Origin of the sequence: Pseudomonas sp. PS02303 (genome assembly GCF_029959925.1) — a bacterium.
Taxonomy (GTDB): domain Bacteria; phylum Pseudomonadota; class Gammaproteobacteria; order Pseudomonadales; family Pseudomonadaceae; genus Aquipseudomonas; species Aquipseudomonas mandelii.
On the sequence record NZ_JASCOM010000053.1, the window covers coordinates 1 to 22,116 of the forward strand.

19 protein-coding genes are annotated in these 22,116 nt (G+C 60.6%); 5 read left to right on the forward strand and 14 right to left on the reverse strand.

Features of this window, described 5'->3' with window-relative positions:
• Nucleotides 1-96: 96 nt before the first annotated feature.
• The 3 genes from QMX98_RS14610 (at nt 97) to QMX98_RS14620 (ending at nt 2,229) form a co-directional block, all read left to right on the forward strand.
• Nucleotides 97-987 carry a LysR substrate-binding domain-containing protein gene (locus QMX98_RS14610; RefSeq protein WP_010463719.1) on the forward strand — a complete coding sequence of 297 codons (891 nt, stop codon included), beginning with the start codon at nt 97-99 and terminating at the stop codon, nt 985-987.
• 55 nt (nt 988-1,042) lie between these two features.
• Entirely contained in the window at nt 1,043-1,618 is a 576-nt protein-coding gene (locus QMX98_RS14615; protein ID WP_077747337.1) for an NAD(P)H-dependent oxidoreductase, read from the forward strand.
• A 200-nt stretch (nt 1,619-1,818) separates the two neighbouring features.
• Complete coding sequence (locus tag QMX98_RS14620; RefSeq protein WP_154914016.1) at nt 1,819-2,229, forward strand: MerR family transcriptional regulator; 411 nt, start codon at nt 1,819-1,821, stop codon at nt 2,227-2,229.
• A gap of 64 nt (nt 2,230-2,293) precedes the next feature.
• Here the strand turns inward: QMX98_RS14620 and QMX98_RS14625 are convergent, their stop codons facing one another.
• From QMX98_RS14625 to QMX98_RS14675, 11 genes are all read right to left on the reverse strand, one after another.
• Nucleotides 2,294-4,909, reverse strand: coding sequence for an MMPL family transporter (locus QMX98_RS14625; protein ID WP_282410955.1), 2,616 nt, complete (start codon nt 4,907-4,909; stop codon nt 2,294-2,296).
• Between the two features lie 33 nt (nt 4,910-4,942).
• Complete coding sequence (locus tag QMX98_RS14630) at nt 4,943-5,779, reverse strand: outer membrane lipoprotein-sorting protein (protein ID WP_077747336.1); 837 nt, start codon at nt 5,777-5,779, stop codon at nt 4,943-4,945.
• Between the two features lie 69 nt (nt 5,780-5,848).
• Complete coding sequence (locus tag QMX98_RS14635; RefSeq protein WP_172792613.1) at nt 5,849-7,099, reverse strand: DUF1302 family protein; 1,251 nt, start codon at nt 7,097-7,099, stop codon at nt 5,849-5,851.
• Between the two features lie 50 nt (nt 7,100-7,149).
• Nucleotides 7,150-7,914, reverse strand: a complete 765-nt coding sequence (locus tag QMX98_RS14640; protein ID WP_010463725.1) for an SDR family NAD(P)-dependent oxidoreductase — start codon at nt 7,912-7,914, stop codon at nt 7,150-7,152.
• A complete protein-coding gene (locus QMX98_RS14645; protein ID WP_282410956.1) occupies nt 7,911-8,648 on the reverse strand; it encodes a 3-oxoacyl-ACP reductase family protein in 738 nt (245 codons plus the stop codon). Before QMX98_RS14645 ends, QMX98_RS14640 begins: the two co-directional genes overlap by 4 nt.
• 9 nt (nt 8,649-8,657) lie before the next feature.
• Nucleotides 8,658-11,528: an aminotransferase class III-fold pyridoxal phosphate-dependent enzyme gene (locus QMX98_RS14650; protein WP_282410957.1), complete on the reverse strand. Its 2,871-nt coding sequence runs from the start codon at nt 11,526-11,528 to the stop codon at nt 8,658-8,660.
• Nucleotides 11,529-11,573: 45 nt separating this feature from the next.
• On the reverse strand, nt 11,574-12,791 hold the full coding sequence (locus QMX98_RS14655) for a beta-ketoacyl synthase N-terminal-like domain-containing protein (RefSeq protein ID WP_282410958.1): 1,218 nt from the start codon (nt 12,789-12,791) through the stop codon (nt 11,574-11,576).
• Complete coding sequence (locus tag QMX98_RS14660) at nt 12,788-14,083, reverse strand: beta-ketoacyl-[acyl-carrier-protein] synthase family protein (protein WP_282410959.1); 1,296 nt, start codon at nt 14,081-14,083, stop codon at nt 12,788-12,790. The genes QMX98_RS14655 and QMX98_RS14660 overlap by 4 nt, the downstream gene beginning before the upstream one ends.
• On the reverse strand, nt 14,080-15,138 hold the full coding sequence (locus QMX98_RS14665; protein ID WP_282410960.1) for a beta-ketoacyl synthase: 1,059 nt from the start codon (nt 15,136-15,138) through the stop codon (nt 14,080-14,082). Before QMX98_RS14665 ends, QMX98_RS14660 begins: the two co-directional genes overlap by 4 nt.
• A gap of 1 nt (nt 15,139) precedes the next feature.
• A complete protein-coding gene (locus QMX98_RS14670) occupies nt 15,140-16,414 on the reverse strand; it encodes a beta-ketoacyl-[acyl-carrier-protein] synthase family protein (protein ID WP_010463731.1) in 1,275 nt (424 codons plus the stop codon).
• An 8-nt stretch (nt 16,415-16,422) separates the two neighbouring features.
• Nucleotides 16,423-16,992 carry an acyl carrier protein gene (locus QMX98_RS14675; protein WP_282410961.1) on the reverse strand — a complete coding sequence of 190 codons (570 nt, stop codon included), beginning with the start codon at nt 16,990-16,992 and terminating at the stop codon, nt 16,423-16,425.
• 520 nt (nt 16,993-17,512) lie between these two features.
• Between QMX98_RS14675 and QMX98_RS14680 the strand changes: the two genes are divergently transcribed.
• Nucleotides 17,513-17,857, forward strand: a complete 345-nt coding sequence (locus QMX98_RS14680; protein WP_007946320.1) for a cupin domain-containing protein — start codon at nt 17,513-17,515, stop codon at nt 17,855-17,857.
• Nucleotides 17,858-18,077: 220 nt separating this feature from the next.
• Here QMX98_RS14680 and mmsB read toward each other — a convergent pair whose 3' ends face one another.
• Together mmsB and QMX98_RS14690 are read right to left on the reverse strand one after the other, a co-directional pair.
• Entirely contained in the window at nt 18,078-18,965 is an 888-nt protein-coding gene (gene mmsB / locus QMX98_RS14685) for a 3-hydroxyisobutyrate dehydrogenase (RefSeq protein WP_077747330.1), read from the reverse strand.
• A 10-nt stretch (nt 18,966-18,975) separates the two neighbouring features.
• Nucleotides 18,976-20,502 carry a CoA-acylating methylmalonate-semialdehyde dehydrogenase gene (locus tag QMX98_RS14690; RefSeq protein ID WP_010463738.1) on the reverse strand — a complete coding sequence of 509 codons (1,527 nt, stop codon included), beginning with the start codon at nt 20,500-20,502 and terminating at the stop codon, nt 18,976-18,978.
• Nucleotides 20,503-20,665: 163 nt separating this feature from the next.
• Here QMX98_RS14690 and QMX98_RS14695 point away from each other — a divergent pair, with 163 nt between their 5' ends.
• Nucleotides 20,666-21,613, forward strand: a complete 948-nt coding sequence (locus QMX98_RS14695) for a LysR family transcriptional regulator (RefSeq protein ID WP_010463739.1) — start codon at nt 20,666-20,668, stop codon at nt 21,611-21,613.
• Here the strand turns inward: QMX98_RS14695 and QMX98_RS14700 are convergent.
• Complete coding sequence (locus QMX98_RS14700; RefSeq protein ID WP_010463740.1) at nt 21,610-22,113, reverse strand: OmpA family protein; 504 nt, start codon at nt 22,111-22,113, stop codon at nt 21,610-21,612. The genes QMX98_RS14695 and QMX98_RS14700 overlap by 4 nt on opposite strands.
• Nucleotides 22,114-22,116 lie beyond the last annotated feature (3 nt).

Sequence of the window (22,116 nt, forward strand, 5' to 3'; positions counted from 1 at the left end):
GGCTCGCCCCCACAGTTAAAACGCATTTCCCAATGTGGGAGCGAGCCTGCTCGCGAAAGCGCCCTTCCAGGCAACACATATTTAGAGGTTGCTGCCATGCACTTCGACCTGACCGACCTGCGCCTCTACCTGAACATCCTCGACACTGGCAACATCACCGCCGGTGCCGCCCGCAGCCACTTATCCCTGGCAGCGGCCAGCGCCCGAATCCGGGCCATGGAATCCTCCCTCGGCATCGACTTCCTTGAGCGTGGCCGGCGCGGTGTCACACCCACCCCGGCCGGCAAAGCCCTGGCGAAACACGCCCGTGCCCTGCTGCAACAAGCCGAGCGCCTGCAGCAGGATCTGGCCGAATACGCCAAGGGCGTCAAAGGTCAGGTGCGATTGCTGTGCAACACCACCGCGATCACCGAATACCTGCCGGAGTTGCTCGCCGACTTTCTGCGCGAGCATCCGAACCTCGACATCGACCTTCAAGAATTGCCCAGCGCCCGCATCACCCATGCGTTGCGCCAAGGGGCGGCAGACCTCGGCATCGTGTCCGACGCGGTGGACACCGATGACCTGCACACCCGGCCGTTTCGCGAGGACCCGCTGGTGTTGATTCTGCCTCCTGATCATCCCTTGGCCGACCAGCCATCACTGACCTTCGCCGACACCTTGAACCACGACTATGTGGCCCTGGGCGCCAGCAGTGCCTTGGCCATCCACGTGGAAGAACAGGCCCTGCACATTGGCCAGCGCATGCCGATCCGCATTCGTGCCGACGGCTTCGACGGGGTCATTCGCATGGTTGCGCGCGGTGCAGGACTGGCCATCGTGCCGCGGGTGGCCATCGAGCGCTGGCCACAGGTACAAGGGGTCACGACCCGCGCTCTTCCCGAAGACTGGGCCAACCGCACCCTGAAAATCTGTGCCCGTGACGTCGACAGCCTGCCCGGTTACGCCCGGGCCTTGCTGGAGGCACTGACGCCGGGAACGCCTTGACTCTACCGTAAGGGGCAGACTCTATGCTGCGGGCTTCATTTCAGGAGTACACGCGATGAGCAAACGAATGCTCGTGATTCTGGGCCACCCCTCCACCGACAGTTTCTGCGGGGCGTTGAGCGAAACTTACGTCCAGGCCGCCAAGGATGCCGGACATGACGTGCGCCTGCTGCGTCTGGATGCGCTGGACTTTGATCCGGTCTTGCACCATGGCTATAACACTATCCAGCCGCTGGAGCCGGACCTGTTGCAAGCCCAGGCCGATATCACCTGGGCCGAACACCTGACGTTCGTTTATCCGATCTGGTGGGGCGGCATACCGGCGTTGATGAAGGGCTTTCTCGACCGCATTTTCCTGCCCGGTTTTGCTTTCAAATACCGTGAGGGCAAGGCCTTCCCCGACAAACTGCTCAAGGGCCGGACCGCGCATCTGCTGGTGACCATGGACACGCCGCCCTGGTATTACAAATGGGTCTATCACATGCCCGGCCTGCACCAGATGCGCAAGACAACCCTGGAGTTCTGCGGCATCAAGCCGTTGAAGACCCTGACTTTCGGGCCGATCCTGGGTTCGAAGTCGACCCAGCGTGACGCCTGGCTCGAACAGGCCCGGGTTACCGCCGGTAGCTGACGCACCCTCCGCTGCCTGCTGACGGCGCACCCTCGCCGTCAGCCCGTCCTCACGTCCCCCTCTCAAGCGGTCGTTCGTCGGCTGTGCGCGTCATTTACACGCCGCTGCAACCATTGAATGTTATTCACTATATTATTCGCTCCGATCAGGCATGAGGTCTGGTCGCGCTACGCCCTGTTTGATCATCGAGACGGATCTTTATGTATATCGGCAAAGCCGCCCAGCTGTCGGGCACCACAGTCAAAAGCATTCGCCATTACGAAGAAATCGGCCTATTGCCCGAGCCCAAGCGTGAAGGCAAATACCGTATCTACAGCCAGCAGAGTGTCGAGGTGTTGACGTTCATCAAGTGCGCCCAGCAACTGGGTTTCAAGCTCAAAGAGCTGCGGTTGATGTTGAACAACTACCAAGGTGACGAATTCCCGTGGGACATGGCGCAAAAAGCGATCGCCGAAAAAAAGGCCGAGCTGGTCTCCCAGATCGGCGCTCTACAGCAACTGCACAACGGCCTCGAAGAATTCGAAAACAACCTCAACGATGCCCGAGATGAATGTCAGTTCGAGCGTATCGCCCGCTATGGCGAAAAAAACCCGGGCAATACGCTGAACTGACTACCCTGCTGCACAGGATGATCCCTCGCATGTCACTGGCGCGCCTGCGCTGCCGGTCATCAGGTCAGATCAAGGCGGGCTTCCCTGCGGCTCGATCTTTTTCCGGCAGCGGCGCTACCGGAACAATCGCGGCGAAGAACCACGGCGCCACCAGCGTCACCAGCAGAATGGTCATGACACCGCTGGAAAACAGCGCCATCGCCACCAGTGCGCCCAAATCGACAATCGGCTTGAAGTCGGAAAACAGCAGCGCCATGAATCCCACGGAGAAAATCACCACGTTGACCACGGTCGAACGGCCGACGCTGTGCATCGCCTGCAAAATGGCCGCGTCGATATGAATGCCTTGCTGCACCAACAGTTTGATCCGTGACAGCAGGTGCACCGCGTAATCGACCACACCCACCACCAGGAAGGTCACCAGCGTCGTACCGATGTTCAGCTCGATGCCGAACAGGAACATGAAGCCATAGACTGTCACTGAGGTGGTCAACAGGGTCAGCATGCCGAGTACGCCCAACCGTACCGACTTGAGCCAATACATCATCATCAGCGTGACCACCAGCAACGCCAGGGAAAAACTCAAGACCTGGCCCTGGGTGATTTCCTGCAACACGCCGGTCCAGATCAACGGCGTGCCGGCGTGCGTCACTTCGAGATTGGCCGGTTTGTTCACCAGCAACCAGGCATCGAGCTGATCCAGCATGGCCTGGTAGTCGCTGGCCACCGACGACGTCATGGTGTACAGCGTCAACGCCTTGGAATAGTCGGCATTGAGCACGTTATTGAGGTCCGAGCCGCCGCCGTTCTCGAACAGCATCACGTGTTGCTCGATCAGTGAATTGCCCGGCACCTCGAACCGCTCGACCTGCCCCTCATCATTGACCGACGTCACCTGCTCCAGCGCCTGGGGCACGCGCAAGTAGTCGGGGTTCATATCGTTGAGCACCAGGTTCATGCGCTTGACGTAAGTCGCCAGGGAATAGCCGTAACTGACGTGCGGTTGCTGCTTGATGAAGTGGTCGAGCTTGTCGATGAACTGCACCACTTCAGTGGTCAGCACGCCGCGCGGTTCTTTGCTGTCGATGGCGATCCAGCCCGGTGCCGTGCCCGCAACCCCGGCTTGGTTGATGAACTCGTCCGAAACGCGAATATGGCTCTCGGGCTTGAAGTAGGCGATGCCCGAGTCTTCGATATCGACGCGAAAGGTGAACACCGTCATCAAGATCAGCAAGGGCAGCGTCACGATCAAGATCGGTTTGCGCCACTGGATCAACCGCGCGCAGAACGCCACCAGATAACGCGAAATGATCGATTCCTTGTGCACGGCAGCGAGGGTTTTCGGAGTCTGGTCCTTGCCCCAGATCGAAATCCAGGCCGGAATCAGCAACAGTGAAATAATCAGCGCCGCCGTCAGGCCGATGGACATGAATACGCCGAAATTGCGGATGCTGACGATGTTGTTGGTCGTGGAAATCATGAAGGTGGCGATGGTAGTCACCGTCGTCAACACCACCGGCACCACCATCAGCCGTTGCGTCTCGCGATTGGCTTCACGGTTACTTTTACCGGCGTTTTTCTGCTCGTAATACTCGGCCATCACATGGATCGCATCCGAGCAGCAAATGGTGAACAGAAACACCGGCAGGACACTGGTCAGCAAGTCGAACGGCACCCGCAACATAGCCATCAGGCCCAGTGTCCAGATGGTGCAGAACAGAATATTGAACAGCGGCAACAGCACGCCCAGCGGTTTGCGGAAGAAGAAAATCAACAGCAGGGTGATCAACAAAAAGACAATCGGGAACAGCACCGCCAGGTCATGGTCGATGATCTCCTGCTGGGCCGCGATGAAGATCGGCATGCCGGCAATGAAGATCTCATCCTTGAACTCCGGGTGCGCTGCTTGATAGTCCGCGACAATGCCGCGCACGATCTGGTAGGCGCGCAGTTGCGCCTGGGCGTCGTCTTGCTTGGTGCCCAGCTCGGCCACCAGCACCGCGATTTTCTTGTCCTTGGAGACGACCCCGTCGACCATCAGCTCGTTGCCCATGATCTGCGACTCGACCAGCGCCGGGTCCATGTCGTAGGCGTTGAGGGTCTTGTGGATCAGCAACTCGCCATCGCCGGTCAGCACGATGTTTTCCAGGTCGCCCATCGACGCCATTTCACGGATCGGGTTGATTCGCTCGGCGAGAAATGTCAGGAACAACTGATCATGGGCATCCCAGTTCTGGCTCTGGGCGTAATCACGCAGGGCCTTGGCCTGGGCGTAGTCGTTCTGGGAAAAACCGTTCTCCAGAATGTCCCGCGCCAATAACTGCGCACGACTGTCGTCTGGGTGCTTCGCAACGATTTGCGTCAACTGCGCCTTGTCGGCGTCGTTGGCCAGGATCATCTTGCGCACCGATTGCGACATCGAAAACAGTGCGTTGAGGGTCGGCTTGTTGAACACCGTCTGCGGGTTGTTGATTGCCACCATCACCGAGTCAAACGTGCCGGTGAATTCGCTTTGCAAGTCGATGATGGTCTTGCGCGCCGGATGGGTTTCCTTGAGCAAGTAAGGGTTGGTGTCGGAGATCAGCGAGCCCAGCGTATAGGTGAAATACGCCGTGACCGCCACCAGCAGGAAAACGATCGCCCGCGCATAGCGCTCGACGAAGTTCAGGTATCTTTCCATGATCATGCGTTCCAGGGTCGTCGGGATCGGTGCTTAGCGGGCAGACACGGCAAAGTCCGGCACGTCGCCGGTTTTCAGCCCGCGCTTGATGGCGGTCTGGGTGAACAAACGGTCTTCCAGTTGCACGTTGTATTGCAGGTGGTTGAAGCGCATCTCTGAACGCGTGCCGTCGATGAAGTGTTCGGTTTCGCTCAACACGATGCTGTCGATCGAGTCGATGGTGTCGACCTTTTGCGTGCGCATCTGCTTGACCAGCACGCCTTTGACGTCGAAGAAGTCCTGACGCATGACCAGGAAATTCTGCTTGTCGATCCACACTTTCAGCTTGTTGTAGCCAGTCTTGGCCAGCACCTCGGGCGACGCCGGTTCACGCTCGATCACGTAGCAGTCGCGGCCCTTGACCTGTTCTTCGCCGACCAGCGTCTGGGTGTAATCCTTGACCCTGATCTTGTCCAGGTCGGCGTAGGAGTACTCGCTGCCCATGAACGAGCCGCGCTTGTCGGTGGTGGAGATCCGCCGCGTCTGGCGGCTGACCGGCAAGTACATCCACTGGCTGTCTTCCTGACCCAGGGTTTCGTGGGGGTTTTCGATATGAAAAGCCACGTCGCGCACGTCAGTGGGGGCGGAGAAATACATGCTGAATTTGTCGCTGTCCGGGTAATCCTTTTGCAGGTAAGTGAACTCGCGAACCCGGGTATTGCCCTTTTTGTCGTGGAGGATCAGCGACACTTGGGACATGAAGCTTTTGCCGTCGTTTCGATCCCGCACCTGGCGGATGATTTCATCGGCATTCTTGCCGTCGGCGGCGGTGGCGCAAGCGCCGCTCAGGATCAATGCGGCGGCGGTCAGAGTTTTGAATAGCGGCAACATGGGAACTTCCCTTTTCGTCAGATGAGTATGGTCGAGCCCATGCGCCAGGGGCACGCAGGCGTCATAGGGTTAAAACAGGTAACCGGCGGACAGCCGCACTTGGTCGCGGTTGTCGTACTCGCCGAAGGGCTTGTCGGGCTTGCCGAAGAACACATCCACTTCCAGCCCGAGCTTGATCCAGTCCACCGGTTTGTAAGTGAAGATGCCTTGCAACAGCGCATCGTCGTTAAACGGTGGCGAGGCGGCGACCACCAGCCGGCTCTTGAGTCGGTCCTGCCAATGGGTGCCCTCGGCGGATAAGGTGAACAGGTGCTCGCGCTTGTCTTGCAGCATGCCGTCCTGCCAGTCGAGCAATTGCTGTTGCTGCCACTGCACGGAAATCAGCCAGTCACGCAGCAAGTAGTCGACGCCCAGCAACGACTTGACCATCGAGGTGCTGTCGGCGCCGTAAGCGCGGGTCGGATTGGTCACCCGCCAGTTGTCGAACCAGGCAATTTCGCTGCGCACCACGATGCTGTGACCGGCGTCGATCGCCAGCCCCGCGCCGCCCATGGTGTAACGGGGAAACTGGCGCTCCAGTCGCGTGCGGCCGTCATCGGCCAGGCCTTCGACGGCGTACACCGGGTCCTGCTGGCGCGCGTTCAGTGCGACGAAACTGGTGTCCACCGAACCGATGCGGCCGTTGGCGCTCAGGCCATACGAAAAGCCCTTGTCACCGTCGTAGCCGGGTTTGGAATCGAGCAGGAAATACTGAGGATCCGGCGCGGCAAATAACGGTGCGTCGAACTCGCTGCCCGCCACCGGCGGCTGGTTTTTCACAAAGTCGGTGACCCACAGCGCCTCCAGTTCCCACTCGCCCACCGGTTGCGCAAACCGCACCATGGGCACCGCGATCCGGCTGTCTTCCAGCAGCGGAGTCAGGCCATCGCGATAGTCCACCGGGTTGATCTGGTCGAGCACCCGCAACTCATCGGCACGGCCCCAGACCACTTGCTGCCAGCCGACAGTCACCTCGCCGTCGCCCACCGACTGGCCCCAGTACAAATGCCGCCAGTCGGCGTCGAAGCGGTATTTGTCCCGCGCCCGTTCGCTGTACGGATTGTTGCCGTCGTAGCGGGCGTCGTAACGCACCCGGCCCTTGGCCTTGTAGTAACCACCGTCCCAGTTGTCTTCCAGGTTGGCCTTGAAATACATCGCCTTCTGGGTGATCTGGTCGTCACCGTGCAGGCGCAACGCGGTGGCGACGCCGACCTCGGCGTCGGCGTAATCCGGCTTGAGGTCGTCGACCGTCAATTCAGCCAGCGCCGGCGGCGCGACCATGCAGGCCAATACCGCCCACGCGGCACGGTTAATGTGTGATCCCGGCATGGTTACATTCCCAACCCGACACCGCCGTCGATCACCAGGCTCTGCGCAGTCACCCCGCCCGCTTCGGGGCTGGCCAGGTAACGCACCATCGCCGCGACTTCTTCGCTTTGAATGAAGCGGCGCATCGGCAGTTTTTTCTTGGCGTTGCGCAGGATCTGTTCCTGGGTCAGCCCGGCAATGGCCGCTTGCGCCGCCAGTTCACCTTGCAGCATGGGCGTGTCGATCCATGCGGGCAGAATCGCGTTGACGGTGATCAACCGTGGTGCCAGGTCCAGCGCCAGGGCTTTGGTCATGCCGACGATGCCGTGTTTGGAAGCGCAGTACGCGGTGTTGCGGACCTTGCCGGCGCGGCCGAGGATCGACGACATGTTGATGATCCGCCCGCGGTCCGGCATCAACGGCAGGCACAAAGAAGTGACGTAGAACGTACCGTTGAGGTTGACCGAAATCACCTTGTGCCAGTTGTGCAAATCTTCCGGTTCGTTCTCGTTGCAGATACCGGCGCTGTTGACCAGCACATCGACGTAGTCCACCTGTTTGGCGAGCATTTTGAAGAAGGCTTCCATGCCCTCCAGGTCGGCAATGTTCGCCGAATGGGTTTCGACACGGGCCTTGATCTGCCCGTGTTGCTCGTCGACCCAGCGTTGCAGTTCCGGTAAATCCAGATCCAGCAGAATTAAGCGGTGCCCGGCGTCGGCGGCAAAATTCTCTGCCACCGCCCGGCCGATGCCTTTGGCGGCACCGGTAATCAGAATGGTCCGGCTCATGGCATCTTCAACCCGCCGTTGACCGGCAGGACCTCACCCGTCAGGTACAAACCGCGATCGGCGATGTACAGCACCGCCTCGGCTATCTCATGGGGTTCGGCGTAACGCTTGATCAGCAACCGTGACTGGATTTCCTGTTCCTGACTGCCGATCAGCGCCGTGCTCATTTCGGTGTTGACGATGCCCGGCGCCACCGCATTCACCCGAATGTTGCGCGGCGCCAGTTCCACTGCCAGGGCACGGGTCAGCGCTTCGACACCGCCCTTGGCCGCGGCATAGTTGCTTTGCCCCTTGCCGGGTTTCTGCGCTGCCACCGAGCTGATGTTGACGATGCAACCGCTGCGCTGGCGCATCATGCCCGGCACCACTTGCTGACAGCAGAGCAAGGTGCCGATCAGGTTGGTCTGGATCACCTCGACGATGTCGCGGCTCGGCATCGTCGCCAGCAACCCGTCACGGGTGATGCCAGCGTTGTTGACCAGCAGATCGACGCGCTGGAAATGCTCGTCGACCCGTTCGAAAAAGCCTTTGATGCTGTCGCCGCTGCTGACATCGCATTGCAGCGCCAGGCACTCGAGGCCCAGTGCCTGAACCTCGTCGCGCAAGGACATGGCGGCCACTTCGTCGCGTACATAACTGAATGCAATCTGATAGCCCGCGCCGGCCAGGGTCAGGACAATCGCCCGGCCGATACCACGACTGCCACCGGTCACCACTGCTACTTTATTCGGCATGACCGTTCCTTAGAGTGAGTTGTCAGTCTTGAACTGCGCGAGGCTGAAGCCGTGGGTCGCGGCCAGGGCACGAATCTGCTGCACTTGCTCGCGGCTGATATCGCCGTAGGAGTAGTGCTGTTTCATCCCGGACAACCCCATCAACACCGACTCCGCCATGCAGGCATACAACTGGCCTTCCTTGAGGTAGGCGCGCACGTTACGAATCAGGCCATCGCCCAACGGTGTCTGGACAATCCCGCCGTGCATGTACAACACGTCGGCCCGTTGACTGGAGAGGTTCTGATCGACGTTCAGCGGCACCGCGATGTCGCAGATCACGCTGTTTTCGGCGAAGTGATCGGCACCGAGAAACGGTTGAGGGGCATTCGCCGCACAGAGCACGATGCGCGCCTGTTTCAGCACCTCAAGGTCATTGCTGACCGTGATGAACGCATTCGCACCCAGGCGCTCTTCGACCAGACGCTGCACTCGCAAACCGAGGTCCGCGCCAGCACCGTGGGCCTGCAACAACGCGTCGATGCCGTCGAGTTTCTGCAAGCGGCTGGCGAGGCGGTCGTGCTCGGCGACACCTTTGAGAATCGCGCGGGCGGCCTCGGCGTAAATCAGCTGGGCGGTCTTCTCCAGGCGCCGCAGTGAGCCGTCGCGACCGCTGCCGATGAGGATCAGGTGTTCGACACTGGTGGACAGCAACGAAGCGTAAGTCGAAGCAATGTTGCCCGCCGCGCCGACCACCGCCGCCGTCTGTTGGCTCATTTCCAGGCCTTGCTGCTTGCAGCCTTGCTCGATCGCTTCCAGGCCCATGCCGATGGTCAGCGCATTGCCGGAAGTCAGCGCCATGTCGGGGATTTTCAGCGCCTGACAGTTGTTGGTGACGATCGAGGTGTACATGCCCAGACCGGCCACACTGTAGCCATCCGCCCGGGCATCACGGATGCGATTACCGACTTCGTCGCGGATGGTGTCCAGGTCGCCACTGGCGATGTACGCAGCCATGGCATCGGAGTCCATGCACAACGGGTACAGGGTGAATTCCACGGCGGTGCCGAGTTTCGAACGAATCAACACCGGGCCGATTGGCGCAGCACGCCGCTCCGGGGCCATACGCTTGATGAACTCGCGCTTCTGTTCGGCGCTGAGGGTCGACAGCGACGGGTCAACATCACTGAGCATGTCGGAATCGATCAGGTGATTGATGAACGCCACGCGCGCCACCACGCGAACGTTCTCGTCAGGCTTTGGGAGGTTTTCAGGTTCCTTGAAGCTCACCTCGCGGGCCGGTACTTCGGGGATGCTGTCGGCGCAAACACCCGCCGCCAACGGGAAGGCATCGCGGCGACGCAGCATGTCGCAGACCTTTTGCAACGAGCCGATCAAGCCGTCGATTTCCTCGAAGGTGATGCACACCGGCGGCTCCAGGCGAATCACGTTGGCGTTGCTGCCCGACGGCGCGACCCGCAGCGATTCGAATTGCAGCAGGTAGCCGGCAATGATGTAACCCAGCGCATCGTTGTACTGCGCCGACGCCTGCACCAGCGAACTGGTGCCGGTCAGGTCGTGCAGTTCGAACCCCAGCAGCAACCCTCGACCACGCACGTCGGCAATCACGTCCGGGTACGCGGCTTTGAGTTCGAGCAATGACGACTTGAGGTATTCGCCTTTCCTGTTCACCTCCTTGAGCATCGCGCTGTCGTTGGCAAACAAGCGGCGCAATGCCGACAGGGCGATATGGCACGAGGCATCGTCTTCGGCGAAGGTCGAGCTGTGGATGTAGCTGAAATCGTTTTCGTAGTGGCTGGCACGGATGACCGTCGCGGCAATTTTCATCAGGCCACCGCCCAACGCTTTGGACAGGCAGTAGTAATCGCCCTGCAAGTTGAAATGGCTGGCGCCGAGCAAAGTGCCGGTGCGGCCGAAACCCGATTGCACTTCGTCGATGATCAGCGGGCATTGCTGCTCGTTGCACAGGCGACGCAGGCCCAGGTAGAACTCGTTGGCGAACTCGTTGATGCCGCCCTCGCCCTGGATCGGTTCGAGCAACACCGCCGTGATCGCGCTGAAAGCTTCACGACGTACCTGCAAGGTCTCGCCGCTCCACTCAAGGCTGAGCCAATGCCGCGTGTGGCGGGCCGGCAAATCCAAGAGCTGCTGGGGTTGCTGCGGATCGATGAACTCGACGTTAAGGCCAAAACGGGCGAACGGCTGACGGTACTGTTTGCCGTACGTCAGCTGGACGGTGTTCACCAGTTTGCCGTGAAAGCTGCCGCGAAGGGCGACGAATACCGGCTCGACATGCAACTGCGCGAGGTTGTGTTGACGCACCGCTTCCACCACTTGGCGCACGGTCACGTAAGACAGATTTTCCGGCAGTAATCCGGCCGGCAGGTCGAGGTCATCAACGTCCAGTTCGACATAGGCCTTGTCGCTGGCGGTCAGGTTGGCCAGGGCGAAATCCCGTTCGTCGAACTGCTTCTGCAAGGTTTTCTGACGGCGGTATTCGGCATGCTTGACGGCGATTTCCACCGACTCGGCGCCACTGTTGGAGAAGGTCGAAATGTAGCGCTCGTTGTTGTTCAACTCCCGATTGAACGCCTCGCTGAGTTCGCGGCCCAGCATACCGGCGGCGCCACGCACGGACATCTGCGCATTGAACGGCACATCGGCGCGCAACAGGCCGCAGAGTTGGTCGACGAACTGCGGGTCATTGTGGCCAAACAACGCCGCACCGTAACCGCCCAGAAAGTCGGTGACGGTCACCTCTGCGCCTTGTTTGTCGAGGTGAAACAGCTTGCTGCCCAGCGCCCGGTGGAACTGGCATTCCAGGCCCAGGGCCTGCATCAATTCAACGAATTTAGGTCGTACGTAATCGCGGTAATCCATAAAAGTCATATCCCTTGATCAGAAAATAGAAGCGATTCATTACGTTCAAAACGGCTGACCGGCCGCCTGATAGTCGAGCTGGTAACAGGCGCTGAAACCGTTGTCGTCACGGTTGATAATCAGGCAGTCGCGCAGCACCGCGTCCCGGCCTTCACCGAGCACAAACGGCAGCTGCGGTTCCACCGGTTGCTGCAACCCGATGATCGGCGGCACACGCTGGGCCTGCAGTGCATGACGGGACAGAATCAGGTCGACCAGGCTCGGCGCGCCGCTGAGAATGCCGGTCACCGGCACGCTACTGGTGATATGCGAGGCACCGGCGCGGGCCAGCGTCCGTGCCAGGTCGGTGTCCTTGTGCGGATCGCCACTGGCGCTGCTGACCAGCAGATCGACCTGCTTGTCCGGCAGGTTCAACGACCCCAGTCGTGGATGGGCGGTGAGTCCCGACAGGCAGGTCTGCGGCCCATCCGGTAGATCGTCGGCCCGGCGCAAAATCAATGCCGCCGCGCCTTCACCGGCAATCCCACCCGTGCCTTGGCGATCGAATGCACGCAAGGTTTGCGAACCGTCGGTGCTGATCACGCCAGCCTCGGCCAGTGCGGCCAGCGCCAACGGATCGAGTTCACTGCCGGCGCCGACCACAATCGCCGCATCGATACGACCGCTTTGCAACGCCGCGCATGCCTCGCGCAACGCCGCCAGATTGCCGGCCACGCCTTGCATGTAGGCGTTGCATTCGCACTCCAGTTTCAGCGCCAGACTGACAACCCCGAGCAAGCCGTTGCTCAGGCTCTTGAGCACCAGGAACGGGTCGAGCGCGCGCTCCCGCAACACCCGTTGAGCAAGGCGCCGCATGTCGGCACCGGACTCATCGCGGCACTCGTGGAGCAACTCGCCATAGGCCGCCAACGACGGATGGGTATAACCGCCCTGGCAGCAATAGAGGCCGTAGCGCAGCCCGTCATTGCCTGGTTCAAGCCCGGCTTCGACCAACGCCTGACGCACCGCGCTGACGCCCCAGATCACAGCCGGCGGGCAGTAACGCTGGAGGTTCTGGGCCACGTCCTGGCGACTGGTTTGATGGTCTTCATCACTGACATGCCCGAACGCCGTCACGCGCTCACTGTGGAACAGTTTCGACTGTAGCAAAGCGATACCGCTGCGGGCTTCACTGGCCGCTGACCAAAAGCGTTGCACGCCCCAGCCGCTGGGTAATACGCAACCGCTGCCGGCGATGGCAACGCGCACAGTAGCGCCCGTCATTGTCCGTGCTCCCGATATTTGCCCAAGGCCAGCGAAGTGTTGAGGCCGCCAAAACCGAAGGAGTTGCTCAAGGCAAAATCCACCCGGCGGCTGACCGCTTGCCCGACGCAATAGTCCAGGTCGCATTGCTCATCGACCTCATGCAGGTTCACTGTCGGCGTGACCAGATCGTTCAGGCACGCCAGCGCGGTGACCATGCATTCGGGTGCGCCAGCAGCGGCAATCAAATGCCCGAACTGCGACTTGTTGGCGCTGATGGCCAGGGAACGGTAGTGCTTGTGCTCGGCGAACACACTTTTGATCGCCAGGGTTTCGGCGACGTCATTGAGCGGCGTCGAGGTGCCGTGGGCGTTGATCAGATCGATCTGTTGCGCACGCAGGCCGGCGTCGTCCAGCGCGGCTTGCATCGCCAGCGCCGCACCCCGACCTTCGGGTTGCGGGGCGGTGACTTTGTAGGCGTCCAGGCTGCTGCCGAAACCGAGCACTTCGGCATACGGCGTCGCTCCTCGTGCCAACGCATGCTCAAGGCTTTCCAGTACCAAGAAACCACCGCCCTCGCCGGCAATCAGGCCACTGCGATCACGGTCGAATGGCCGGCACAAATCGACACCCCAGCGCTGTTCGCTCGATGCCGCGCCGAGCAGGTACAGCGCGGCCATGGTGTCGAGGTTCAGCACCGAATCGGCGCCGCCGGCAATCGCCACGTTCACTTCACCGCGACGAATCATCTGAAAAGCATTGCCGATGGCCTGGGAGGCTCCGGCGCATGCGCTGCTGATATTGATCACCGGGCCTTCGCAACCCAAACCGTCGGCAATCACCCGAGCCAGTCGATCATTGCTCTGACGCAGCGAGCCCTCGGTACTGACCTGCCCGGCGCGGGGCATCAGGTGTTGCCAGCCCGGGGGGCAGCCATCCGGTGCCTGGGTCAACAGCATGTCGGCCAGCATGTGTTGGGGCGCGCCCGAAGCGCAGAGCACGGCGGCTTCACGTAGCTGTTCAGGAGCAAGTCCGCTGTCTTTCACCGCTTGGGTGGCGGCCACCCAGCCAAAACGGCTGCGTTTTTCCAATGCAACGGTCCAGGCCGGGTGGTCCTGCAGGGCCTCAGGCAACAGGCTCATATCCACGGCCGCGGCGTAGCGCACCGGGAACGTGCCGTCTTCCACCCCGTCGGGCTGCCATGGACGCACGCAATGTTCGGCGCCAAGCATTTTTTCCCAGAGGGTCTGCCATTCGAAACCGAACCCGGTCACGGCGCCCATGCCGGTAATCACAATCCGTGTCGCACTCATGTGTGCTTCTCCATGGTTTCACTGGCCAGCAGCAAGGCGCCCCAATGACCGGCGCGGCTATGGCTGACCAACAGCGTATAGCCCGGTGTCGCCGAAGCGTTGTGGGTAAGGTGCAAGGCCAGCGCGATTTCGGTCAGCAAGGCGCTGGCGCCAAGATCGCCGGTCATGGCATGAGTGCTGCGAACGTCCTGCGGTCGGTCGGCGAACAGGCTCATCAGTTGCGCATCCTCAGGATTGGCGACGATTTGCTGGACGTCACCGAGGCACAGTTTTTCCAGGCTCAGTGCCTGGTCGATCACCCGCCGGGCAACCGCTGCGCCCCGTTGCGGATCAGCGCTGTAACCCCGGGCGAACCCGGCAATGCGCAAGGCCTTCGGGTTGGTGCGCGAAGGCGTCGAGCCGAGCAGCAGTGCCGCGGCGCCTTCGCCATAAGTCGGCTCGTCTGCCTGATAGGGTTCACGCAGATACAGGGCGGGCGTCAGGTTCGGACTGCTGCTGACCACCAGCGCCGCTTCGGCACGTTGCTCGACAATTTGCTGGCAGGCTTCGATCAAGGCATCGAGCCCGGCGTTTTCCTGGGAACAGAACCCACCCATCGGCCCGTGGCATTGCAACGCTTCGGCCACGTAGGCCATCACGCTGCTGTTGAGCAGCGTCAGGGCATGCAGCGGCGGTGTATTGGCCAACAGTTGCGCCAGTGGCTTTTGCGGTTGCTCGCCGATCGCTTGCACCGCGTCCCAGCAAGGGCTTGGCGCGTCGACTTCTGGAATGGCCGCCGTCAGGGCAATCCGTGCCGGAGGCAGTTGCAGGGCCGCCAGCGCGGGCGCCAGGCGCGCCGTGCAATGCAAAAGCCGCAGGCCTTGAGGTTCGACGCTACGCTGGATTTTGCGGTCGAACAGATCGCTGGTCAGACGCGGTGTCGGCAGCGGGTATGCCCGTCGCGTCGCGTCAAATGCCAGCGGTTGCGGCGAAGGTGGCGTTCCGAGCAGGTCGGCACATTCGCTGCCGGCGGCGTTCAGCACGGCGGCAGAATGGATGAAAACGGCAATGCTCATGTCATGCCCTCCCCAGAACCAGCGAGCTGTTGACGCCGCCGAACCCGAACGAATTGGACATCACCACATTGATCGACTGGCGCACCGGCTCGCTGAGAAACTTCAGTGAGGGGTATTCGGCGCGGTCGTGATCGTAGTTCAAGGTCGGCAACAGCACGCCGTCCCGCAGGCTGATCAATGACAGCACCGCTTCAATCGCGCCGCTGCCCGCCAGGGAATGACCGATGGCCGATTTGTTGGCAGTGAACGTCACATGTTCCTGGCACTCGCCGAACACCCGCTGCAAGGCCAACGCCTCGCAGCTGTCGTTAGCCTGGGTAGACGTGCCATGGGTGTTGACGTGTTGCACGGCGCTGCTGAGCAGCCCGGCGTCTTCGATTGCAGCTTCCATGCATTCCTCGTATTTGCTGCCGTCCCGGCTGCTGGAGGTCATTTTTTGTGCCTCGCACATATTCGCGTAACCCAGCACGCGCCCCAACGGCGCGGCTTTGCGACGTTGCGCATGCTCGGCGGATTCGAGAATGATCATGGCCGCGCCCTCGCTGATCACGAAGCCACAGCGGTCCGGCATGAACGGTCGACTCTGCTCGCTTGCCGGCAGGTCGGCCTGGCACAGCGCGCCCAGGCTGTTGAACATGTAGTACGGCAACTCGTTGGCCATCAGTTCGACGGCACCGCAAATGGCCAGGTCGATTTCACCGCGCTCGATCGCCCGGTAGGCGCTGCCGATCGCCATGGTGCCGGCGGCGCAGGCATCGGAGTGGGTCGAAATGTGATCGCGGATACCGAGCATCTCGGCCAGGTGCTGGGTCTGCTGATCGACCCGGCGCCCGAAGACCGCGCTCGACGCCGCCGGGTTATCCAGCAGTTGATCCAGATCGACACGCCCGGACTCATCCATGCAGCGACTGGCCCGGTGCAGATCGTGACTGTCCGCGCAGTACTTGTTGGCCCCCAGGAACAATCCACTGCGGGTGTGAGCAAAGGCTGTCGGGGTCAGACCGGCATGCTGAATGGCTTGTCGAGCGACGAACTCGGCCAGCACACTCTGCCGTGGATGCAGCGCAGCATTGCCGCCGAAACCCGCGGCGATCTGCTGCCACTGGCCGTCATCGATAAACCCGGCAGCGCTGTTGTTGAAGCCCAGCGCCTTGAACCGTGGATGTTCGCGAACACAGGACTGCTTCTGGCAGATCCGCTCGAACAACGTGGCGGCGTCCAGTGCCATGGGCGCCACCAGACCGAATCCGGTCACATAGACTTCTCGTGCCCGCATGAGAACTCCTACACCGTCTCTTTGACGTGAGTGGCCACAAATTGCTCCACCAGTTGGCGTGAAACCTCGTCGCCGTCGGCCGGCACCAGCCGCGCACTGCACGCGTCACAGACCACTTGCTGACGTTCGTTCAGCACGGCTTTTTGAGCGCCGCAATCGGGGCAGTTCTGCGGCAGATAGTTGAAGAGGTTGCGGCACTGTTGCGCCCAGTTGCGCACGGTGGTGGCGGCAAATACCTGCGCCGGTTGCATACCGGACTGGAGTTGATCCGGGGAGTAGACGCTGAGGCTCTGTTCAAGCAAGGCCTTGCCGTTTTCAGTGATGCGACCGCTGGCCAGGAACTCGCCGGCGTCGCCGCAGACAGCGACGGCGTGATCGAGCACGCTTGTTTTGGGCAAGGTGCAGCCATACTGACGGCCCAGTTGAAAGCTCAGGTCGACGATGTCCAGCGAATCGGCGCTGAGATCCTCGACGATACTGCTGTTCTCATCGATATCATCGGCGCTCATCACCAACAGTTGCGCGAGGATCTCGCGGGTGCTGACAATGACGTTTTCCAACTCCAATGGATTGTTCATCTCTATCTCCCTATATCGTGATTGCTTCATGAATTCCGTATGCGAGAAGTAACTTTTCCCACAGCAACTTCTGACGCGGCGGAAATCTAAACTCTGCCCTTAAGGGGAGAGTCAACGAACTATTCAAAGTTTTTTAACCACTTGAGACAGACGTCCTAACAGGCCTGCGCACCGCACTCGATTGGTGCGAAGCCCCATGCCTGTCGACTTATTTACTTAACAAAGGCTGCGTATGGTGGGGTGCACACTGTATCGCCGGCTAAATAGAGAGGGGCTCGAAAGTATTAACTTCTGGCTGACAGTACAGACGTACCAATAATAAAAACCGGATAAGAAAACAGTTATAACTTCATAACTTTCAACCTAGCCCTTAGATAATGCGTATTGAGGATTTAGAAGCCGATCAGGCAAATCGGCACAGCGCTTCTGGGTAACTGAGTGTCGAGCACAGACAACTGACCGAGTGCGGGGCGCTATAGGGTGCGGCTTCAGTTCTCTAATCCACTGCCCCGGAGTCCACATGACCGCACCTATTACCGTTCTTCGCGACACTCATCCGCTGCCGGTGCTCGACGCCTGCAAATGGGAAAAACTCGAAGGCGACCCGCACACCGTCAACCTCAACGCCTACACCAGCGAAGACGGCAGCAAGATCATGGGCACCTGGATCTGCACGCCGGGCAAGTGGTATGTGGAATACGTGAAGTGGGAATACTGCGATTTCCGCGAGGGGTATTGCATCATCACCCCGGAAGGCAAAGAGCCGATCCATCTGCGTGCCGGTGATATTTTCGTCATTGAGCCGGGGATGAAAGGCACGTGGGAAGTGGTTGAAACCGTGCGCAAGTATTTCGTGTTTGCCTGATGCAAAAAACCGGGAGACCACCCGACGTGGTCTCCCGGTAAATACGCATTCCTTGTGGCGAGGGAGCTTGCTCCCGCTCGGTTGCGAAGCAGCCGTAAAATCAGCAACTGCGTTTTATCTGACGCACCTCGTTCACGGGCATCAGGTCCGCTTCGCGAACCAGCGGGAGCAAGAGCTCCCTCGCCACAAAAGCCTTTAATCACACTCCCCGGAAAACTTCTTACTGGGGTTTGCGATAGCTGTTGATGATCGCCGAGAAGTCCTTGCCACCCTCCCCACGCTGGCTCATCGCCTGATACAACTGCTGGGCCACCGCGCCGAGCACCACCGGTTGGTGCGCCTGACGTGCCGCCTCAGTGGCCAGCCCCAGATCCTTGAGCATCAGTTCGGCACCGAAACCACCGGTATAACCGCGCGAGGCCGGTGCCGTTTCGACGATGCCGGGCCACGGGTTGTACATCTCCGAACTCCAGCAACGCCCGGTGGAACTGTTGATGATTCCCGCCAGCACGGTGGTGTCGATGCCGAGGGCATCGCCCAACGCCATGGCTTCACTGACGCCGACCATGGAAATCGCCAGCAGCAGGTTGTTGCAGATCTTGGCGATTTGCCCGGTGCCGACTTCACCGCAATGAACGATGTTGCGGCCCATCTGCGCCAGCACCGGTTGCAGGGTCGCAAACAGTTCAGGCGTGGCGCCGACCATGAAAGTCAGCGTCCCCGCCGCCGCACCGCCCGTACCGCCAGAGACTGGCGCATCGGCCATGGCCACGCCTTGCTTGGCCGCAGCGGCTGCCACATCGCGCGCAGTCTGCGGATCGATGGTGCTGCAATCCACGGCTGGCACGCCTTTGCCGATACCGGCGAGCACACCATCCTCACCCAGCCAGACACTGCGGACATGCACAGCGGCGGGCAGCATGGTGATCACCAGTTCCGCGCCTTGCGCCGCTTCACGGGCCGAAGCGCTGATGCTGCCGCCCAGTTGTTCCAGCTCCGCCAGAACGGTTTTGTTCAGGTCCACCAGGCTCAGTGCGTGGCCGGCCTTGATCAGGTTGCGCGCCATCGGCGCGCCCATGTTGCCGAGACCGATAAAAGCGATTTTCATGTCCCGCTCCTTAACGCAAGTTGATGGTGGTGTTCACACCGTCGTTGACGCTGTCGTCATCGAACCAGCGACTGGTGACCGTCTTGGTCTGAGTGTAGAACTGCACCACTTGCTTGCCATACGGACCGAGGTCGCCCAGTTTGGAGCCGCGCGAACCGGTGAAGCTGAAGAACGGGACCGGCACTGGAATCGGGATGTTGATGCCGACCTGGCCAACGTCGATTTCGGTCTGGAATTTGCGCGCGGCCGCACCGCTTTGGGTGAACAGGCCGGTGCCGTTGCCGAACGGGTTGGCGTTGACCAGTGCGATGGCCTCATCGAGGGTATCGACTTCCAGGACCACCAGCACCGGGCCGAAGATTTCCTGGGTGTAGATTTGCATCTCGGGGGTCACGCCGGAGAACAGGGTCGGGCCGACAAAGTTGCCCTTCTCGAAGCCTGGAACGGTGACGTCGCGACCATCCAGCTCCAGCTTGGCGCCTTCCTTGATGCCGCTCTCGATCAGGTCGAGAATCCGCTGTTTGGCTTTTTTCGAGATCACCGGGCCAACGTCAGTGCCCGGCTCGCTGCCGGCATTCACGGTGAGTTTTTGCGCCAGCGCTTTCAGGTCCGGCAACCATTGTTTGGCCGCGCCCACCAGCACCACCACGGACGTGGCCATGCAACGTTGGCCCGCTGCGCCGAAACCGGCGCCAACCAGCGCATTCAGTGCTTGTACGCGATTGGCATCCGGCAGAACAACAGCGTGGTTTTTCGCGCCCATCATCGATTGCACACGCTTGCCGTGTTTGCCGGCCAGGTCGTAGACGTGAGTACCGACCGCAGTCGAACCGACGAAGGAAACAGCCTTGATGTCTTTGTGGGTGCAGAGCGCGTCCACCACGTCCTTGCCGCCATGCACCACGTTGAGCACGCCCGCTGGAACGCCGGCCTCGATCGCCAGTTCCACCAGCAGCATGGTCGACATCGGGTCCTGTTCGGACGGCTTGAGCACGAAGGTGTTGCCGCAGGCGATGGCCATCGGGAACATCCACAGCGGAATCATCGCCGGGAAGTTGAACGGGGTGATGCCGGCGCAGACGCCGATGGGCTGACGCAGGGTGTAGGTATCGACGCCGCCGGCGACGTTTTCGGCGAACTCACCCATTTGCAGGGTGCCGATGGAGCAAGCGTGTTCGACCACTTCCAGACCGCGGAAGATGTCGCCCTCAGCGTCGGCGATGGTTTTGCCCTGCTCGTTGCTGAGCACCACGGCGATGCGCTTGGAGTGTTCGCGAATCAACGCCTGAAGCTTGAGCATGATGCGCATCCGCGCGCCGATCGGCGTCAGCTTCCAGGTCTGGAAGGCGCGATGGGCAGCACTGATCGCGGCGTCCACTTCCTGCGCGGTGGCGAACGGAACCTTGGCCAGCACTTGCTGGGTGGCCGGGTTGACGATGTCGTGCCACTCGGTGGTCTGGGACTCGACCCACTCGCCGTCGATCAACAGCTTGACCGTTTGCACAGTGGTTTCGTTTGGCGTGAGCGATGCGTTCATGTTGGGTCTCCGGGACGTTGTTGTTATCTAGAGAACTATCTTGAGAGCCAAGGCGAGATAGCAGCCTTGAGATGAGGCGTGTGTCACGAATTGGTTGTCGGACTGTTTTTGGAGTATAGATGTGCAAACTTCTAATAAGAACGCACATAAAAGCCGGTCCATCATGCAAAAAAACATCACGTCGTTAGGCTCATTGAACTGGGATGACCTCAAGTTTTTCCTCGAAGTCGCCCGCACCCGCAAGGCCAGCACCGCGGCCAAGCGCCTGGCGGTGGACTACACCACCGTGTCGCGGCGCATCAGTTCATTGGAAGCGGCATTGGGTACGCTGCTGTTCGAGAAGTCCCGGACCAGCGGTTTTGTCCTGACCACCGAAGGTCAGCGATTGCTCGGTTACGCGGAATCGATTGAAAGCACGCTGCACATGGCTTGCGAACAGGTTTCAGGCTCCGGCGTGGCGCTGTCCGGGCATGTGCGCATGGGTTGCACCGAAGGCTTCGGCAGTTTTTTCATCACCCCGCAGCTGAGCCATTTTGTCGACGCCTACCCGGCGATCTCGGTGGACATCCTGCCGCTGCCGCACTTCATCAGCCTGTCCAAGCGCGAGGCGGACATCGTCATCGCCCTGGAGCGCCCGGAACATGGCCCTTACGTCTGCTGCAAACTCTGCGACTACAAACTGCAGCTTTATGCGACGCAGGATTATCTGGACAAGCACCCGCCGATCCGCCGCCCGGCAGATTTGGGCAAGCATTCATTCATCAGTTATGTCGACGATCTGGCGTTTAGCTCGGAGCTGTTGTACCTGGCGAATGTGTTGCCCGGCGCCAGCGCCAACTTGCGCAGCACCAGCGTGATCGCACAATTCGTGGCGGCGCAGCAAGGACGGTCATTGGCGATTCTGCCGTGCTTCCTCGCGGCGCAGGACTCGCGCTTGCTTCCGGTGTTGCCGGAAGAGATCAACATCACGCGGCAGTTCTGGATGTACTGCCGGGAGGATCTGAGGAAGCTCAAGCGGATTACCCTGTTGTGGGATTACATCCGTTCGGTCACCGAGCAGAATCAGAGTCTGTTGATGGGCGAAAGCCGGGAGATGTTGTTCGCCGACTAATCGGCGCTCACCACGATCGATACCCGGCGGTTTTCGGTGCGGCCAGAGGCGGTGTCGTTCGACGTCACCGGCTGACTGCTGCCAAGACCGCGCAGTTGGATGTTTTCTTCTTTCATGCCCACCGTGGTCAACACTTTGCCGACGCTTTTCGCGCGACGCAGGGAAAGTTGTTCGTTGTAGGACTCTTTGCCCGAGGCATCCGTGTGACCGTCGACCCGCACTCGCTCGATGCCGACACCCAGCAAGGCCTTGCCGATCTGTTGGACGATCCCGGTACTGGCGGCGTTCAGGCTGTCATCGTCACTGCCAAACAGCACTTTGCCGGATAGACCGAACGCCCAGCCCTCATCGGTCAGCTCGAAGCCTTGCTGTTTGAGTACAGTGATTTGCGCCGGGGTCAGCCCCTTTTGCGGTGCGGTCTGGCACCCGGTCAATGCCAGGACGGCCATGAACAAGGTGATTGCGAAAAATCGCGGGGAACGCTGGGTAATTGAGAACACGGC

Bases quoted from the DNA above. Each gene is read 5' to 3' on its own strand.
- QMX98_RS14665 (WP_282410960.1), bottom strand. From the start codon at position 15,138: ATGAGCATTGCCGTTTTCATCCATTCTGCCGCCGTGCTGAACGCCGCC.
- QMX98_RS14620 (WP_154914016.1), top strand. From the start codon at position 1,819: ATGTATATCGGCAAAGCCGCCCAGCTGTCGGGCACCACAGTCAAAAGC.
- QMX98_RS14680 (WP_007946320.1), top strand. From the start codon at position 17,513: ATGACCGCACCTATTACCGTTCTTCGCGACACTCATCCGCTGCCGGTG.
- QMX98_RS14635 (WP_172792613.1), bottom strand. From the start codon at position 7,099: ATGGTCGCGCCGCCGGCGCTGGCTGAATTGACGGTCGACGACCTCAAG.
- QMX98_RS14630 (WP_077747336.1), bottom strand. From the start codon at position 5,779: ATGTTGCCGCTATTCAAAACTCTGACCGCCGCCGCATTGATCCTGAGC.
- QMX98_RS14645 (WP_282410956.1), bottom strand. From the start codon at position 8,648: ATGCCGAATAAAGTAGCAGTGGTGACCGGTGGCAGTCGTGGTATCGGC.
- QMX98_RS14690 (WP_010463738.1), bottom strand. From the start codon at position 20,502: ATGAACGCATCGCTCACGCCAAACGAAACCACTGTGCAAACGGTCAAG.
- QMX98_RS14640 (WP_010463725.1), bottom strand. From the start codon at position 7,914: ATGAGCCGGACCATTCTGATTACCGGTGCCGCCAAAGGCATCGGCCGG.
- QMX98_RS14650 (WP_282410957.1), bottom strand. From the start codon at position 11,528: ATGGATTACCGCGATTACGTACGACCTAAATTCGTTGAATTGATGCAG.
- QMX98_RS14655 (WP_282410958.1), bottom strand. From the start codon at position 12,791: ATGACGGGCGCTACTGTGCGCGTTGCCATCGCCGGCAGCGGTTGCGTA.
- QMX98_RS14675 (WP_282410961.1), bottom strand. From the start codon at position 16,992: ATGAACAATCCATTGGAGTTGGAAAACGTCATTGTCAGCACCCGCGAG.
- QMX98_RS14615 (WP_077747337.1), top strand. From the start codon at position 1,043: ATGAGCAAACGAATGCTCGTGATTCTGGGCCACCCCTCCACCGACAGT.
- QMX98_RS14670 (WP_010463731.1), bottom strand. From the start codon at position 16,414: ATGCGGGCACGAGAAGTCTATGTGACCGGATTCGGTCTGGTGGCGCCC.
- QMX98_RS14625 (WP_282410955.1), bottom strand. From the start codon at position 4,909: ATGGAAAGATACCTGAACTTCGTCGAGCGCTATGCGCGGGCGATCGTT.
- QMX98_RS14610 (WP_010463719.1), top strand. From the start codon at position 97: ATGCACTTCGACCTGACCGACCTGCGCCTCTACCTGAACATCCTCGAC.
- QMX98_RS14695 (WP_010463739.1), top strand. From the start codon at position 20,666: ATGCAAAAAAACATCACGTCGTTAGGCTCATTGAACTGGGATGACCTC.
- QMX98_RS14660 (WP_282410959.1), bottom strand. From the start codon at position 14,083: ATGAGTGCGACACGGATTGTGATTACCGGCATGGGCGCCGTGACCGGG.
- mmsB (WP_077747330.1), bottom strand. From the start codon at position 18,965: ATGAAAATCGCTTTTATCGGTCTCGGCAACATGGGCGCGCCGATGGCG.